This is a genomic window from Endozoicomonas sp. SESOKO3 (genome assembly GCF_024606255.1).
Genome location: NZ_JAHHPR010000320.1, coordinates 1 through 16,915, shown reverse-complemented (window position 1 = coordinate 16,915; position 16,915 = coordinate 1). Strand labels below are relative to the sequence as shown.

15 protein-coding genes and 1 pseudogene are annotated in these 16,915 nt (G+C 43.4%); 10 read left to right on the top strand and 6 right to left on the bottom strand.

Annotated features, from left to right (window positions below; translation table 11 throughout):
• The 3 genes and pseudogenes from KDK18_RS05645 to KDK18_RS05635 form a co-directional block, all read left to right on the top strand.
• Positions 1 to 256 (top strand): annotated as a pseudogene (locus KDK18_RS05645) (hypothetical protein); the annotation flags it as partial.
• A 322-nt stretch (positions 257 to 578) separates the two neighbouring features.
• Positions 579 to 1,967 (top strand): hypothetical protein, encoded by a 1,389-nt coding sequence (locus KDK18_RS05640; RefSeq protein ID WP_257253815.1) that lies wholly within the window; start codon positions 579 to 581, stop codon positions 1,965 to 1,967.
• Between the two features lie 264 nt (positions 1,968 to 2,231).
• A complete protein-coding gene (locus KDK18_RS05635; protein ID WP_257253813.1) occupies positions 2,232 to 3,629 on the top strand; it encodes a hypothetical protein in 1,398 nt (465 codons plus the stop codon).
• 189 nt (positions 3,630 to 3,818) lie between these two features.
• Here KDK18_RS05635 and KDK18_RS05630 read toward each other — a convergent pair whose 3' ends face one another.
• Both KDK18_RS05630 and KDK18_RS05625 read right to left on the bottom strand, forming a co-directional pair.
• A complete protein-coding gene (locus tag KDK18_RS05630; protein ID WP_257253812.1) occupies positions 3,819 to 4,382 on the bottom strand; it encodes a hypothetical protein in 564 nt (187 codons plus the stop codon).
• Between the two features lie 239 nt (positions 4,383 to 4,621).
• Positions 4,622 to 4,801 (bottom strand): hypothetical protein, encoded by a 180-nt coding sequence (locus KDK18_RS05625; protein ID WP_257253810.1) that lies wholly within the window; start codon positions 4,799 to 4,801, stop codon positions 4,622 to 4,624.
• Positions 4,802 to 4,941: 140 nt separating this feature from the next.
• On the opposite strand from KDK18_RS05625, the gene KDK18_RS05620 reads away from it, so the two are divergent.
• Together KDK18_RS05620 and KDK18_RS05615 are read left to right on the top strand one after the other, a co-directional pair.
• Entirely contained in the window at positions 4,942 to 5,508 is a 567-nt protein-coding gene (locus KDK18_RS05620; protein ID WP_257253808.1) for a hypothetical protein, read from the top strand.
• Positions 5,509 to 5,928: 420 nt separating this feature from the next.
• Positions 5,929 to 7,326 (top strand): hypothetical protein, encoded by a 1,398-nt coding sequence (locus KDK18_RS05615; protein WP_257253807.1) that lies wholly within the window; start codon positions 5,929 to 5,931, stop codon positions 7,324 to 7,326.
• A gap of 201 nt (positions 7,327 to 7,527) precedes the next feature.
• On the opposite strand, the gene tusA is transcribed toward KDK18_RS05615, so the two are convergent.
• The 3 genes from tusA to KDK18_RS05600 form a co-directional block, all read right to left on the bottom strand.
• Positions 7,528 to 7,773 carry a sulfurtransferase TusA gene (gene tusA, locus KDK18_RS05610; protein WP_257253804.1) on the bottom strand — a complete coding sequence of 82 codons (246 nt, stop codon included), beginning with the start codon at positions 7,771 to 7,773 and terminating at the stop codon, positions 7,528 to 7,530.
• 11 nt (positions 7,774 to 7,784) lie between these two features.
• Entirely contained in the window at positions 7,785 to 9,107 is a 1,323-nt protein-coding gene (locus KDK18_RS05605; protein ID WP_257253803.1) for an MATE family efflux transporter, read from the bottom strand.
• Between the two features lie 75 nt (positions 9,108 to 9,182).
• Positions 9,183 to 9,911, bottom strand: coding sequence for an alpha/beta family hydrolase (locus KDK18_RS05600; RefSeq protein WP_257253802.1), 729 nt, complete (start codon positions 9,909 to 9,911; stop codon positions 9,183 to 9,185).
• 102 nt (positions 9,912 to 10,013) lie between these two features.
• Here KDK18_RS05600 and KDK18_RS05595 point away from each other — a divergent pair, with 102 nt between their 5' ends.
• The 5 genes from KDK18_RS05595 (at position 10,014) to KDK18_RS05575 (ending at position 15,726) form a co-directional block, all read left to right on the top strand.
• Complete coding sequence (locus KDK18_RS05595) at positions 10,014 to 11,495, top strand: MATE family efflux transporter (protein ID WP_257253801.1); 1,482 nt, start codon at positions 10,014 to 10,016, stop codon at positions 11,493 to 11,495.
• A 101-nt stretch (positions 11,496 to 11,596) separates the two neighbouring features.
• Complete coding sequence (locus tag KDK18_RS05590; RefSeq protein WP_257253800.1) at positions 11,597 to 12,520, top strand: Dyp-type peroxidase; 924 nt, start codon at positions 11,597 to 11,599, stop codon at positions 12,518 to 12,520.
• 184 nt (positions 12,521 to 12,704) lie between these two features.
• On the top strand, positions 12,705 to 13,673 hold the full coding sequence (locus tag KDK18_RS05585; RefSeq protein WP_257253799.1) for an HlyD family secretion protein: 969 nt from the start codon (positions 12,705 to 12,707) through the stop codon (positions 13,671 to 13,673).
• The gene (locus tag KDK18_RS05580) at positions 13,670 to 14,599 is read left to right on the top strand and encodes an ABC transporter ATP-binding protein (protein WP_257253798.1); all 930 of its coding nucleotides are present in this window, start codon (positions 13,670 to 13,672) and stop codon (positions 14,597 to 14,599) included. Before KDK18_RS05585 ends, KDK18_RS05580 begins: the two co-directional genes overlap by 4 nt.
• Positions 14,599 to 15,726, top strand: a complete 1,128-nt coding sequence (locus KDK18_RS05575; protein ID WP_257253797.1) for an ABC transporter permease — start codon at positions 14,599 to 14,601, stop codon at positions 15,724 to 15,726. Before KDK18_RS05580 ends, KDK18_RS05575 begins: the two co-directional genes overlap by 1 nt.
• Positions 15,727 to 15,793: 67 nt before the next feature.
• Here the strand turns inward: KDK18_RS05575 and KDK18_RS05570 are convergent, their stop codons facing one another.
• Positions 15,794 to 16,411, bottom strand: coding sequence for a hypothetical protein (locus KDK18_RS05570; protein ID WP_257253796.1), 618 nt, complete (start codon positions 16,409 to 16,411; stop codon positions 15,794 to 15,796).
• Positions 16,412 to 16,915 lie beyond the last annotated feature (504 nt).

Here is a 16,915-nt window from a genome sequence, read left to right as displayed (position 1 = left end):
CACTTTAGGCTCCCCGCCCTCTGGATACTTTGGTGATGATGAGCACTGCCCTGCCCTGGCTTCTGTCCCTTCAAACAACCGCTACACCAGACAGACCAAAGAAATCTACGTTTACCTAATCGCTCTGAATATCCTGGAGGCTGATATTACCAGCAAAAGGAGTATCAAAACAAAGCGTAAAAAGGCTGGTTGGAGTAATAAACATCTTGCTCAGCTACCGAGGGCATTCGTTGTAGGGCTAAATGAGAATGATTAGACTGGTGCGTAAGCCCTGTGCCTTTACCCAAGACGCATAAACCAACTGATACTCTTCAAACGGCTACGATACTCTGCCACATATTCATCGATACGGTCTGGTTCTGAGCAGCTTAGAGTGGCATTGCTCGTATAGATCAAGAGAGGGCCAGTAAAAAGGGCAGTCTAACGTCGCACTACTTCACCTCATCTCGACTCCAGCTTTCAACCTCAATCTTACGGGCATTTTTGTCAGGCATTCTTACATAATGGTTAGCCATAAATTGGAACCAAAAAGAGTTTTCAGGGACAAAGTGAAACAGAACGAATTAAGGAATAAAGATATGGATCAAGTAGTAGTAAAACCGGCCATATTGCCAGGGGCATATACCCCGGCACACTCTGAATCGGAGGTAGCTGGCCTACCAATTAATAAAGCTGATGATAAGAAGTACCTTCCTGAGGCAGAAGAGCACAGAGAACATTATTTTGGGCATAAGGATCTTTCATCGAGACGCACTTCTTTGGTTACGACCAAAAAAGATAACAATGATCACTACATCCAACTTGCAAAAAATATCGTCTTTACTCTGGATCGATTTTTGTTTGATTCAATTAATGAAGAGTCCTGGGAAAATATGGCTAATAGTTTAATGTTTTCTGGTATTGATTCATTAGAGAAAGCCACTGCTATGGATTTGAAGGTATGCCCTCCATGTCCAGTCTTTCACACATGGGGCGCATTGCATGGCACCACCATCTTTAATGGCTTGAATAATCCTGAAAGACACACGGAAATAAATTATGTTAAGAGGATATTGGAAGAAGGAACTAAACTCAGTGAAAGTGACATCCCCCTGTTTATAGTCTTTTCAGATATGAATCTAACAGGCTCTCAAATTGAACAGATGAAGGCTGAATTTGAAAGTCATGAGAATATCTTATGTATCTCGTTAGAAACAGATTTGCAGCTAACATTCCCTGCAGAATTGCAGCAATATGCTTCACGCATGAACATCAGATTTATAGATTCTATTAGAGTTGTTGTATCTCAAAATATTACTAAGACTATAAGCTTTTGTATAGACAAGGCAAATTCTGAAAAAAAAACCAAACTAGCTAATCGTTTTGAAAAGCTAGGGGTTAATCATTTATTTTATTCAGATATAGATAATCAATGGTTATCCAAACCACCTTTCATATTAGCCAGACATGGGATGTTTACTCTGCCAACAATGTCGAGTACATTGCCACTTATTAACACATACATTAACAGTACAAAACTACCTAATGCCGATAGAAAGCTTTTAGATAGGCATAGATCATTTTTCTCTGAACTGCCTCATCTAAATAAAGAAAATTCAAAGAAGTGGTCTACAGACAAAGCGAGAATGCTATTTGATTATATTTTAAGTGGTGAAGCAGAGAGTAATTATCAACATCTATCAAAGCAGTTAGTCAAAATTTCATCCGACTACGATTATCTTTTGAGGGCTAATAATGAAATAATTTCCTGGAAAGGTGACAATGGTTGCTTCTTTGTAAGAGAGCACTCTAAAGGAGATTTTTTAAGAGCCGCTTCAAAAAGAATTAGCATGATAAATCTTCATCAAAAACCGGATACTGAATATTGTCATAATCCAGATCCATATTACAGAGAAGCACACAGACTCACTGGAATGCAATTACTCAAGTATTATTACTATGGGCATGATGGCACGTGGATCAAATAATAGAAGATGCCTAATCGCTATTAGAACTCAATTAAATGATACTGGATAGTAGTTCACCGAAAAACCACAAGTAATCTAGCAAAAAAGTTAGGTAACAGAAAAAATCTTTTAGCGTAGGGCAGTCTCAATCTCAGGTAAAAACGGTATACATTAGGTCCTTTGTGATTTTTTCAGACAATCTTACCTGTTTTCTAGTAATCATTTAGAACCAATAAATGTTTTAAGATACTAAGAAATAAAGCATTAAATAATAGAAATCAGTACATGGACCAAATTATAGGATCGAAAAAATTATCTGCCGCATATACCCCACTATACACCGATACGGAGGGAGGCACGCTATCTAAAAATACTGGTAATGATAGGAAATACCTTTCTAAAGCAGAAGAATGCACAGAAAATCATCTTGAGCAAAAGTTACTGTCATTTAGAAGCATTTCTCTGGCTCCGACCGAAAAAGATAAGGGTAATCACTACATCGCACTTGCAAAAAATATAGTTACTACTGAAAGTCCAATTTTTTTTGATTCAATTGATGAAGAATCCTGGAAAAACATGGCTGACAGTTTAAAATTTTCAGACATTGATTCATTAGAGAAAGCCATCGCTATGGATTTAAGGGTATGTCCTCCCTGCCCTATATTTCACACATGGGTCGCATTGCACGGTACCACAATATTCAATGGTTTGAATACCCCTAAAAAACTCAGGGGAATTAATTATGTTGAAAGGGTATTAAAAGAAGGAACTGATCTGAGTAAAAATGACATCCCACTTTTTATAGTATTTTCGGATATGAATCTAACAGAATCTCAAATTAATGAAATGAAGGGTGAGTTTAAAGATCATGATAATATATTATGTATCTCGCTTGAAACAGACCTGCAACTAAAATTCCCCAAGCCATTAGATAAATATGCTTCATCTATGAGCTTTGAGTTTATGGATTCCATTAGGCTTGTTGTATCTCAACACATTACTAAGACTATAAGCTTTTGTATAGATAAAGCAAAATCTGAAAACAAAATCAAACTAGCTAATCGTTTCGAAAAGCTAGGGACTAACTATTTGTTTTATTCAGATATTGACAACCAATGGTTATCCAAACCTCCTCACATTTTAGCTAGTCATGGAATATTTAGTCAGCCGACAATATCAAGATCGTTGCCTCTCATCTATATAAAAAGTGAAGATGAAAAAAAGCTATCTGATGTTGATAGAAAACTTTTGGAAAGACATAGATCATTTTTCTCTGAGCTTCCTTACTTATATAAAAGAAATTCAGAAAAATGGTCTACAGATAAAGCAAAAAAGCTTTTTGATTATATTTTAAGTGGTGAAGCAGAATGTAATTTTAAACATTTATCAAAACAGATTACACATATTTCACCTATCTACACATGCCTATTCAATATAGATGAAGGGGTTTCCTGGGAAGGTGAAAATAGTTGTTTTTTTGTGGCAGAGCACTCTAAAGAAGTTTTTTTAAGAGGTGCTTTAAAAACCCCCTGGAGGATAGACCTTCATCAAAAGCCAACTAGTAAACTTGCTGATGATTCTTATAATCCAGATCTATATTACAAAGAAGCACATAGTCTCATTGGAATGCAATTACTTAAATATTATTATCATGGACATGATTTCACATGGTGCACTTGGTAGAAAATACCTTAGATCTGATAAAGTGCCAAGCCGGAAGACCTGCCTGAAGAGCGGGAGATCCTACTAACAGTTATTGTGTGTGCTGACTATGCAAAATCATTGGATAAACCAAGATATCCTTAAAGTTTATCGTTTTTCAAATATGCAGTTTTTTTTGCTTCCTGAATGAAAACTCATATCTGCCACTTTTTATTCACCTTGAGTTAGCTCCTCAATCTCTCTCTTTATGTCTTGCAGTTCTTCAAGTAGTCCTAATTCACTACATGAGTTTATAAACTCACTACTTTCATTAAGTATTTCCAACACCATCAGCAAGACCTTCTTTAAGTCCTCATTCAATCCTTTATTTCTTTGCAAACCCTCAAAAGTATTATCAAGTTGACCACCTGGTCCGGACAAGGGAGACAGGGAAGAAAACATTAAAAATTGATCAACGCTGGTAGCAACTAAACCATTCTGTTGCAAGTTCCATAATTGCCCTAAATATATATCTTTTGGATTTGTGGGGTTAGATTGAGTTTCGCTTAAAAGCACTGCTCTCATCATTCTAATACCTTCAATCATTTTTGAAAGCCCAGATGATTCACGAGCGCCAATAAAGCTTTCCAGGCTATATTCGCTTTTTTTAAATGCTCTTGTAAAAGCTTTATCGTAAAATGAGATGAAACGAGTAGAAGTTGAAAGCACTGTTGCGCTTGAATGATATGGAAGTGCATATATTAGTAACACTAAGATCGTATTTCTTAATCTCATTCTGTACTGCTCTCTGTCATACCTAACTTACGACGAAAAATAGCACTGAATATCTGGAAAAGCAAAAATCCAAAATCAAGTACAAAGTTTGAGGTGCCACCTTATTTTTCAAGAAAAAGATAAGGACAACCATTAATAAAAAATCATAATAATCGAGACAATTAAACAAAAAAAGAAAAATTAGAACAGAAAAAACCCGCTGGAGCTAATGTGCAGCACCAGATGATAATGATTAGACATTACAGATCAGCACAGGCTTCGACGGCAAAGATGGAAACCAATGGGTCAACCACCCACTGCCGATGATGCGCAACATTCTTCTCAGTCAGATGATCCTCACCACACAAATTAGCCCTGCGAACACACCGATAGTACGGAGTCGAACCTGAATCAATCAGGCTACTGCGAACCTGAGTCATGAGATCTTCAGCTACAATGGTAAAAATTGGAAACAGCAGTAAAGTAGTTCAATCCGTAGACTGGTCAAATATATGGATGTCCCTATTCTTTTATATGCCTATACTCAATGCCGTGTATCGCCATCAATGAGATTTGATAGATGAGTCTGCTCGTAAAAGCAATGATGCTACTGTTTTTTATCTCCGGCAGTACCACATCAAATGAAATAAAGGGTACAATAAAAATAACAGTTTTAGTAAATCAAAACAGACTAACTTTCGAAAAGGAATATGCTGAGATATACAGTCTTACTCAACTGATACAGAAATTTATTTTTGGAAAAATATCAGAAAAAATTGCAACTAATATAAGAAATCATCGTCCCCGAGAGCTAACTATTTCTGAACAGTTGACAGTAAATATTCAAAAGGAATCAGATGATCAAAAAAACAATAGAGCATACTGCTCCGAAGTTTTTCCATCTGAAAATCCTGAATCTCTTACATTTTCCGAGCTGCCTTCATCTACTGAAACCTTATTAGACCAGCAAACTTTTCTCGAAACGACAGCATCAACAACAATTGATAATAATACAGTAACTTTTCATTTTAATGTTCCTTTTATTGCTTCTTTTAATAGCAACGGGGAACCTTTAATCGGTATCAAAGCAACTTTTGATAAGATTTACGACGAGTTACAAACGCACCTGATCAGTGAAATCGATTGAGCTAAAATAGACATAACATCAAATTAAGGAAATGCATCTCAGGTGCAAGCTCCTGATTTTTTGTTGGCTCACGATCATTCTAAATCAGCATATTAAAATCAACTGTATACCCAGCTTTTTCATTTCTATAACAGTACCAAGCCCAATCTTGATCTCAAATATACACCATTCCACCGATGCCACTCTCCAGCCTGGTAATCCTCACCATATAAGTAATCCATGCGGGTCAAATATATGAATGTCTTTTTCCATTTGTGCTTTTTCAATTTTTTATATGAATCTCTCTGTCTATTTCTTATTCATTTTTCACTTTTTGTTCACTTTTTCATTTTGTTAGGCATTCTTGCACACTTGTTAGCAATGAATCAGAACCAACACACGTTGTAAGGTTCTAAGGAGCAAAGAACAAGGAGCAAGGACATGGATCAAGTTGTAGGAGAGCAAATACATCCGGCAGGATATTCGTCACTGTACACTGAAACGCTGACAGAAAGCCTATCTAAAAATAAAGTTAACAATAAGAAATACCTTCCTAAGGCAGAAGAGTACACAGAAGAGCATTTTGGGTGTAAGGACATATCATCAAGATGCATTTCCTTGGTACCGTCCGGGAAAGATAACGATAGTCACCACATGCGCCTTGCAAAAAATATAGTTTTCACGGCAGATCCAATTTTTTTTGATTCAATTGATAAAGAGTCATGGAAGAATATGGCTGATAGTTTAAAGTTTTCAGGCATTGATTCACTGGAGAAAGCCAGCGCTATGGATTTGAGGGTATGTCCTCCATGTCCGGTCTTTCACACATGGGCCGCACTGCATGGCACCAGCATATTTAATGGATTGAATAATCCTCGACATCTTACTGGAATTAATTATATTCAAACGATATTGCAAGAAGGAACCGATCTCAGTAAAGATGATATCCCATTACTTATTGTGTTTTCGGATATGAATCTGACAAGCACACAAATTGATCAGATGAAGGCTGAATTTAAAGATCATGATAATATCTTATGTATCTCTATGGAAACAGATCTGCAGCTAGATTTTCTCGTACAATTAGCGAAATATGCTTCATCGATGTGCCTTCAGTTTATGGATTCCATTAGAGTTATTGTGTCTCAAAACATTACCGAGACTATAAGATTTTGCATAGCTAAGTCAGAGTCTGAAAACAAAACCAAACTAGCTAATCGTTTGCAAAAACTAGGGGTTAATCATTTGTTTTATTCAGACATTGACAATCAGTGGTTATCTAAACCACCTTATATATTAGCTAGCCGCGGGATATTCACTCAGCCAAAAATGTCAATGACATTGCCACTTATCTATATAGATAAAGACGTTACAGAACAACTATCTGAAACTGATAAAATCCGTTTAGAGAGGCATAGATCATTTTTCTCTGAAATGCCCTACCTAAATAAAAGAACATCAAAAAAATACTCCAGAGATAATGCGATAAAACTATTTGATTATATTCTAAGTGGTGAAGCAGACAGTAATTATGAACACCTATCAAAACAGATTGTACATATTTCATCTCACTACGATTATCTCTTGGAATCTGATAGAGGCGTTTCCTGGGACGGTGAAAACAGTTGTTTTTTTGTGGCAGAGCACGCTAAAGATGTTTTTTTAAGAGGTGCCTTAAAGAAACCCTGCATTATAGACCTTCATGAAAAGCCAGTTAGTGGACGTACTGATGACTCTTATAATCCAGACCCTTATTACAGAGAAGCACACAGCCTCGTTGGCATGCAATTACTGAAGTATTATTATCATGGACATGATGACACGTGGCGCCGTTCTTAGAAGATGACCAGAAGATTTAGGGCACCCATAAAAAATCAAACTGCCTTTACCCAAATAATCGAGGATTAAAAGCGTAACCTTCATTCGCAATCTCTCTCAGGCATCTGGTTGTCCTTAGTTGTCCTTTCAAAAGCCAGGGCTATCTATTGGAGCAGAAAGGTTAGCGCGACAACCCGGTTAAGTTACACAAATACAAGCCTCCTAGGAGGCTGACTTCCGAATCAGGTAGATATACCGTTTTTCCACCTGCTCATGAGACAGCAGTTCATGATCCAGAAAGTTACAGAACTTGGGAATATCACGCTGGGTAGAAGGATCAGTCGCTATAACCCTGACCATTTCTCCCGGCTTCATGTCTCTCACTTTGTTGTGCAACATCATGACCGGTTCCGGGCAAAGCAGACCTGAAGTATCCAGTTCATGATCAATTTCTATAGTATCCGACACATTCACTCCTGTTATCCGACCCAGGAACCGGACCGACTCAGGGATCGATAAACAATAGCCAGTCCTGCACTGCGGGCCAGCATAAAGGCACTGTAGGCCAACCACAAGCCGTGATTACCCATATTACGGGTGACATACCAGACTGGCAGAAAGACCATTAACGTCGCCACCAACATGGTGTTTTGCATCATATCCGTTCGCGCGGCGCCAATAAACACACCATCCAGCCAGTAGCACCAGACGGCAAACAACGGCATGGCAGCCAACCAGGGCAGATAAGTGTTTGCCGTTTCGGCGACGGCAGGGATATTTGTCAACAGACCAATGATACCCTGCCCCACCAGCGAGAAGGTGAAAAAAAATAACACGGCACAAATGAGCGAGCAGTAACCCGTTACCCTGACAATCTGTTTAAAGCGATCTTCTTTTCGCTGCCCCAAAGCTTCACCCGTCAGTGCTTCGGCAGCATGGGCAAAGCCATCCAGTCCATTGGAAATCAGCAGCAACATATTAAGTAACAAAGCATTGGCCGCCAGGATATGACTGCCACTCTGGGCTCCCTGTGCCGTAAAGAAAGCCTGAGTTCCAAGCAGACAGAGCGTGCGAACAAACAAGTGTCGATTCAGTAACAGCAGGCGACGCATAGAGCCCAGGCTCAGAATCATTGAACGGACAAAAGTTCCAGACTTACCTCTCAAGGTTTGACTGACCATCGAGACCCCCAGTACAAGACTGGTATAGTCGGCGATCACTGTTGCCAATGCTGCACCCCGGGTAGCCATTCCCAGGTCCAGAACAAAAAACAGATCCAGAATAATATTAACCACATTGGCCAGCACGAGAATAAACAATGGCCCTTTAGGGCGGTGCATTCCAATCAGCCAGCCAACTATCGTAAAGTTAATCAAAACCGCAGGAGCTGAAAATATTCGAGTGGAGAAATAGATCCTGGCCTGTTCAGCCACTTCAGGGGCCGCATTAAATAAAGGCAGGGCAATAGCCAGGAGGGGACGATGTAAAAGAATCAGCAAAAAGCCGATCACCAGAGCTAGCAGGATCGACTGGGCCAGCCATTGCCGGGTTTTCTGATGATCATCCTGACCCAGCGCCTGGGCCACCAAACCGGTGGTTCCCATTCTAAGGAAACCAAAAGCCCAGAACAACAGTGAAAACAATGTGCTGCCGATGGCGACACCGGCCAGATAAATATCACTGGAGAGATGCCCCAGCACCCCTGAATCAACCAGTCCCAGGAGAGGGACCGAAATATTGGCAAGAATGGCAGGCCAGGCAAACATCCAGACCTGCCGATACAATGCTGCAGTCGATTTCAACGTCAGTCCTCACAATTGCCTGACAAAATTCAGACCATTTTATGAGGCTTTAGTTCAGATCAGTATACGTAAACTTTACTTTATGAAGGCTGAGACCTTTTTTGCGGCTTCTAACAGATGCTGCTCATGAGTAAAACCCGATTTTACCCGGGGTTTCAGATCATGATTGCCGTCGGCCAGCCAATGAAGCTCAATATTCTTTGACAGGCCGTAACCTCGCACGGTGCTGTAATCCCCCATGACATCCCTACTACCCTGCACCACCAGCATGGGTAATGGGAAATCAACAAGATGCTCCGTTCTGGGTTTGTCCTGTTTACCTGGTGCATGGAATGGGTACCCCAGGCATACGACACCTCTCAATGAAAGACCAGACACCTCAGACACCAGCAGGCTGGCCATGCGTCCGCCCATGGATTTACCGCCAATGAAAAGAGGGCCGTTATAATCCTTTTGGATATATTCAATCACGTCCTGCCAGCAGTGCAATAATTTTGGTTGCCTGTCCGGTGGTCTTTTTTTACCGGTTTTCCTTCGCTCCCGCATATAAGGGAATTCAAAGCGCACGACACTGATACCTTCAGCCATCATCAAGACGGCCATTTGATTCATGAAATCGCTGTCCATAGCCGCACCGGCACCATGGGCCAGAATCAGTAATGGAGACCCGGTTTCAGCCCGGTTCCAGATAAGATCCATAAGATAAACAGTCCAGAGGAAATAAAGCGTTTGATTGTAACGCCATTTACCCGACCCGTCGCTGCGATCTGAACTAAGCTGGTCGAAGCGCAATGTCCTGTTCATTGATCAAAGCACGACTCTTTCTATCTTATATGTTAACGACTTTGGTCGTTTTATATCCAACTGACCGGAACACTTCATACGGTGTCGAAACGGAAGCCTGTCATGACCCATGCCCGCTTTACTCAGGGTTCAACAATGAAGCACGTCATTGTCATGAGCCTCAGCAATGCAGCAGGCATCACAACGCTGTTTTTTGTCGACCTGCTCGACCTCTTCTTTCTCAGTCTGCTCGGTGAAAAATTTCTGGCTGCAGCTATTGGTTATGCCGGCACCATCCTGTTTATCACTTCGGCTCTGGGTATTGGCTTATCCATTGCCGCCGGGGCCCTGGTCTCCAGATCCATTGGCAGCCACAACCGGGAAAAAGCGTGTCAATATCAAGTAAATATCTGTTTCCTGGTGCTGTTAGTCAGTATCACGCTGGCCATCGTTTTCTGGCTTCTGATCCCTGAACTGGTGACTTTGCTGGGAGCCACCGGGCGAGTTCATGAACTGGCCGACAGTTACCTGCATATTGTGATTCCCTCCATGCCTCTGGTCAGCTTGTCCATGACCCTCGGTGCCGGGCTCAGAGCCGTAGGAGATGCCAGGCTATCAATGACATCGTCACTCTCAGCCGGAGCTGTGAATGCCATACTGGACCCTATACTGATCTTTCTCCTGGAATTGAATATAGAGGGTGCTGCCATTGCTTCAGTGATGGCTCGTGCCACAATGTTTGCTATTTCCTTTTACGGCATTTTCTATAAACATAAACTCTACTCCCCCTTCCGTCTTTCCCAGTTTGGCAAGGATCTGAGAAACATTCTGGCAATCACCCTCCCTGCCATTGCCACCAATCTGGCCATGCCTTTCAGTGGCGCCTGGATGGTTCGCTATATGTCGCAGTACGGCAATAGTTACGTAGCAGGCTACTCAATCATTAACCGACTGATACCTGTCGCCTTCGGTGTCATTTTTGCCCTGTCCGGAGCAGTAGGACCTATAATAGGCCAGAATTTTGGGGCGAGACGGATGGGCCGGGTCAGGGAGTCGCTTCGAAATGCTATCCTCTTCACTGTGCATTATGTCATTGTCATTTCAGCCATACTGTTTTTCTTGCAGGACATTCTCATTCAAGTGTTCAGAGCCACGGGGGAAGCGGCCAGCCTGGTGTCGTTTTTCTGCGACTGGATTGCCATTAGCTTTTTGTTCACAGGTACTCTGTTCGTCGCCAATGCTGCCTTTAACAATCTGGGCAAACCCGGATACTCAACCCTCTTAAATTGGGGTCGGGCGACACTGGGTACCGTTCCTTTCATCTGGGTCGCCTCTGCATATATGGGGCCCTATGGCGTACTGGTGGGTCAGGCAGCCGGAGGAGTCCTGTTCTCAGCCATAGCCATTTGGCTGAGCTTTCGAACTATTGACGCCATTGAATGCAAGATTACCCGACAGGACACGATTGCCAGCCTTATGACCCGTCAGGAGGAAACCACAGCTTGTCCTTTCCAGCCGATGTCATCAGAATGTTCACAACTGGCACAAATGGCTGAAGAAGGTGAGTGCGAAGAGGCCGGTAACCTATCCGATAAAGCCAGATAAGTGTATTGATCCGGAACCTAAACCCCTTCATGCTATGCAATGGCACCAGACAGCGAACAGACAGGTTGCCATTGTTTCGAAAACTGACGTCAGAGTTGGAAATGAGCACACCACAATCAGGAATTACTCCAGAAGCCAATACCGATGCCTGCTTTCTGGTTTTAACTATCAGGCAAGATCCAGACAGCCTCACACAGATTAAAAAGACCTGTGCGCTGATACCACAGCTGACACGGGATCTCAGCGAACAGTACCCCGATGCCAGGCTGACCTCCACGATCAGTATCGGCAGTCAGGCCTGGGACGCTTTGTACAAAGCCGCTAAGCCAAGGCTTCTCGCTCCCTTCAAAGCCGTGACAGAAGGTGACCGGACTGCACCTGCCACTCCCGGTGATCTGCTGCTCCATATCCGTTCCAATCGTCGAGATATCAATTTTATCCTGTTGCACAGAGCTATGGATCATTTTGGACAAGCCGTTGACATTCAGGAAGATGAGACAGGTTTCCGTTACCTGGACGGTCGCGACCTGACCGGATTTGTAGACGGCACCGAAAATCCACAGGGAGATAACAGGGCCAGCGTCACTCTGGTGGGTGATGAAGATCAATCGTTTGCCGGAGGCTGCTATATCCATACCCAGAAGTGGGTTCACTCATTCAAAAAGTGGGACAAACTGGCGGTCACTGAGCAGGAAAAAGTGATCGGCCGCACCAAGGAGGACGACATTGAATTCAGTGGCGAAGAAAAAGCGCCAACAGCTCACGTAAAGCGTTCCAACGTCAAGGACAGTGGAGGCAAAAGTATGGAAATCCTGCGTCACAGTATGCCCTATGGCAATGCCAGTGAAGGCGGACTTTACTTTGTCTCCTACTGTCGCACTCCGACCCATTTTGACAAAATGATGGAGTCCATGGTCAAGGCCGACAGGCATGGTCACTATGACCACTTGATGGATTATTCACAGGCCACCACTGGCTGTGCATTCTTCGCGCCCTCTGTTGAGTTCCTGACTTCAGCTACCTGATCGACTTCTAACTGTAATCAGAGTACCGATGTTCCCCCGCTTCCCAGGCGATTCGGTACTCGCTGTCTTCCCTGCTTACCAACCTCAGTTCCATTTCATGGTGGCGCAGACAGTAATAGGTCGTCTTCTCATTTTGTGACTACATTTGATGGATGTTCATCGTCACAGTAAACGCTTTCACTCTATGAGCAGATTGATAAAAAGTCATCTGACTTTAATTGGCACTACCGTTCTGTCACTTTTGCTTTCCGGCTGTTTCTCTTCCGACAACCATCAGGCACTGGGAACCCTTGAGCGTGACAGAGTCACTCTGACAGCGACCGCTTCGGAGTTGATTACAGAGATACTCATCCATGAGGGCAACCCGGTAAGAACCGGTCAAGTGATCCTGAAGCTGGATGATCGCAAGCAACAGGCAGCCGTTGCTGCGGCCCTGGCCGAAACAGAACGGGCACGAGCTTATCTGAGTGAAATAGTCAACGGCGCCAGAATGGAAGACATAGCAGCAGCAAGAGCCAGTGTCGGGCAAATAGAAGCCCGGCTGGTGGATGCCAATAAAACGTTCCAGAGAAACGAAACACTGTTAAAGCGCAAACTGATCAGCCAATCCAGACTGGATCAGGCGAGAGCTGATCGTGATGCTCTCATGGCAGAAAAAGTAAATGCCAGAGAAAAACTCCAGAGTTTGCTCAATGGCAATCGCCCTGAAGTCATAGAACAGGCAGAGGCTTCCATGAAAAAGGCTCTGGCCAATCAGTTTCTGGAACAGAGAAAGCTGGAGGATCTATCCATTTATGCCACAAGAGACAGCTGGCTGGATAGTCTGCCCAGACACTTGGGAGAGAGAGTTTCAGCAGGCAGCACTCTGGCCATCCTGCTGTTGCATGAAGCACCCTATGCACGCATTTACGTTCCAGAGCCCCGCAGGGCCGCTGTTCACGTGGGCGACCACGTGACGGTACATATTGATGGCGTCAAAAAATCTTTTCTTGGTCAAATACGCTGGGTTTCTCTGGACCCGGCCTTCACTCCCCATTATGCCCTCAATGAAAAAGAACGCTCCCGACTGGTTTACATGGCCGAAGTACAGCTTCCGGAAACCGCTTCTGATTTGCCATCAGGACTGCCTGTGCAAGTGGACCTGCCCCTGTGAGCCGACAGGCCATCTCAGCCAAAGGGCTGACCCGCTGTTTTGGTGATTTCATGGCCGTAGATCATCTGAACCTGAACATCGAAGAAAAGACCATTTTTGGTTTCCTGGGGCCCAATGGCAGTGGCAAGTCGACTACGCTCAGAATGTTAACCGGTTTGCTGACACCCAGTCAGGGTGACGTTCGTGTTCTGGGGCTGGAAATACCCAAAGAGTCGGAAGCACTTCGACAGCGACTGGGCTATATGACCCAGAAATTCTCTTTGTACGACGATCTCTCCGTCGAAGAAAACCTGAAGTTCATGGCACAAATTTTCAATCTGCCGGGCAGAGAGGTCAATAAACGCATTGACAGCCAACTCACTACCTATGGTCTGGACCAGCGCCGCAAGCGTATGACAGGCAGCCTCAGTGGCGGGCAGCGCCAGCGGCTCGCCCTGGCAGCAGCAACATTACATAAACCCGAATTATTGCTACTGGACGAACCAACCTCAGCGGTAGACCCTCAGAACCGACGTGATTTCTGGGAAACTCTTTTTGACCTCTGTGATCAGGGAGTCACTATTCTGGTGTCCACTCACTACATGGATGAAGCCGAGCGTTGCCATAGTCTGGCCATTCTGGAGGGAGGTATTAAGCAAGCCGAAGGTTCCCCCAAGCAGCTCATGGCCGATATGCAAGCCAGGGTTTTGGAAGTAGACGGCACCGAACTTCGGCTGGTCAGGGAAGCCCTGACAGCCCGACCTGAAATTTTATCCTCGGCCCAGCAGGGAGCCCGCCTGCGGGTTCTGATAACCAATACAATCAGTGAGCCTGAAGTCTGGTTGCGAAGCCAGTGGCCAGAAGAAATGAAAGACAGAACCATTGAAAGGGTGCGCCCCAGTCTTGAGGATGTATTTGTTCATTGTACCCAACAGCGGCGGCAGTAATGGAAAAGCTTTCAACTCTGTCGGGCATGACCAATAGCCTTCAAAGAATTGCCTCGATTCTAATGAAAGAATTACGACAACTGTCCCGTGATCGCGCCACCTTTGCCATGATCGTCATTATTCCTCTCATTGAATTGCTGCTGTTTGGCTTCGCGATCAATACCGATGTCAGAGAGATACCGGTCACTGCTGTGGATAACAGCCGCACTTACTTCAGCCGCGCTCTGATGGATGCACTGGAGGCTACTCAGGTGATCAGAATAGTTCGTCAGGATGCACGTCCACAGGGAGCAGAAGAAGCACTCAAGAGTGGAAAAGTAAGAGCTGCCCTGATTATTCCATCCGACTTCATCCAGCGCTTAAACGATGGCAGAACCGGCGCGCAGTGGCTTATTGACGGCTCAGACCCTATGATCAGCTCGGCCATTTTAAAGCTCCAGACGATGCCTTTCCGTGCCACTGCCGGGATTCAGCCTGAGTCTTCGGGCGCGCTTTTTAAAATCGTTCTTTACTACAACCCGGAGCAACGATCCGTTGTCAATATTGTTCCGGGTCTGGTTGGCGTTATTTTGACCATGACGATGATTATGTTCACATCTGCCGCACTGGTGCGTGAACGAGAGAGGGGCAATCTGGAACTGCTGATCGCGACACCGGTTCACCCTATTGAGCTAATGATCGGAAAGATCATTCCCTATATTTTTGTAGGGTTTATTCAGACCGGCATCATTATGTCACTGGGCCACCTGATTTTTGATGTGCCCTTTGTCGGCAGTATTATCCAGATGCTACTGGCTACCATGCTGTTTATTTCTGCAAGCCTGACCCTTGGGCTGATTATCTCGACCATTGCAGAAACACAGTTGCAGGCCTCACAAATGACCATTTTCATTCTGCTGCCTTCGATTCTACTGTCAGGATTTATGTTTCCTTTTGAAGGCATGCCAATAGCGGCTCAATGGCTGTCTGAACTCTTGCCTGCAACCCACTATATGCGGTTGATGAGGGGGATTATTTTAAGAGGAGCAGAGTTACAGGGCATGACGACGGATGCTGTTTATCTGGGCGCTTTTACTATCGGTGGCTTAGTGGTCGCGGCAAAACGATTTAAAAAGAGCCTTGATTAGATGGGGTTTATGCGACCATTAAAAATACGACAGTGCTATTGATTGCCTTGCATGATCTACCCTATTATCAGTCTTCTTCATGAAAATTGAGAAAGACTCTAAAAAACGACTTTAGATAATTTGGCAACAACGTCAGTATATCTTCTAAATTAAATTGATGTTCAGTAAAAACAGCAAGAGCCTTAATAGTAAGTAAGGGCAGAGACATTATAATGGTATTGAGTTCGGAAATGCTATTGGGGGGTGTTGGTATATTGTGCATTAACATCCGCTCCCAATAATAATAAACAGCTACATGCAGCCACCTCTTATCAACTATTGCCATATTATAATCCCACTTATGACCATTTGGGCCATCATGAGCGACTGCGCCATAACTTAATAATGCAACAATCTGACCTATACTTGAAGTGTCGCCTAAAACATGTCTTATGTTCAGGCCATTATATCGGTAGGTACGAGTAAAGGTATTTGGGTCAGCACCATGTTTGAGCAGAAAAAGCAGCATCTCTAATGATCCGGTGCTGATTGCAGTGGGAACTGCATCTGCATCTTTTGCCAGATGATAACCCTGATCGATCAGCTCTTTAACTGCTTTAAAATCATTCTCAAAAATAGCCTCAGTAAACCCTCCTGCCAAAGAAAATTGCGTGGAAAAAATGAGCATAAAAAAAAACAATCTCATCGTATAGCTTCTTTCGAATATAGAGTTTGAAATTTAGTACGATTATGACCAGGAGCAAATAAAAACTACGGCTCATGCCTATTTTTCAGCTGACTTAAATAGCTTTTTTACCAACCTCTATTTTACTGTAAACCAACAGGGAGCACCTTTTTTCTTTCAGTTTTTTAACCGCAAAGCAGTGATTTAGGATAGTCATTTCCTCAGAAAAATAATGCCTCCATCATTTTTATGAAAATCCTGAACTTTTCAGGAAAAATATGAACCAATAATGTAATGAATTGAAATTATAAAGAATGATTTACTCGCATTTGTCATCAACCAACTTGCAGACCAATCCCATTGGGACAGATCCGCCCAAGGCTTACGCACCAGCATTATCATTCTTATTTAGCCCTACAATATTTCTTCGGTCAGTCTGGTGCAGCGGTTTTTTGAAGGGCAGGAGCCAAGGCAGGGCAGTGCTCATCATCACCAAAGTATCCAGAGGGCGGGGAGCCTAAAGTG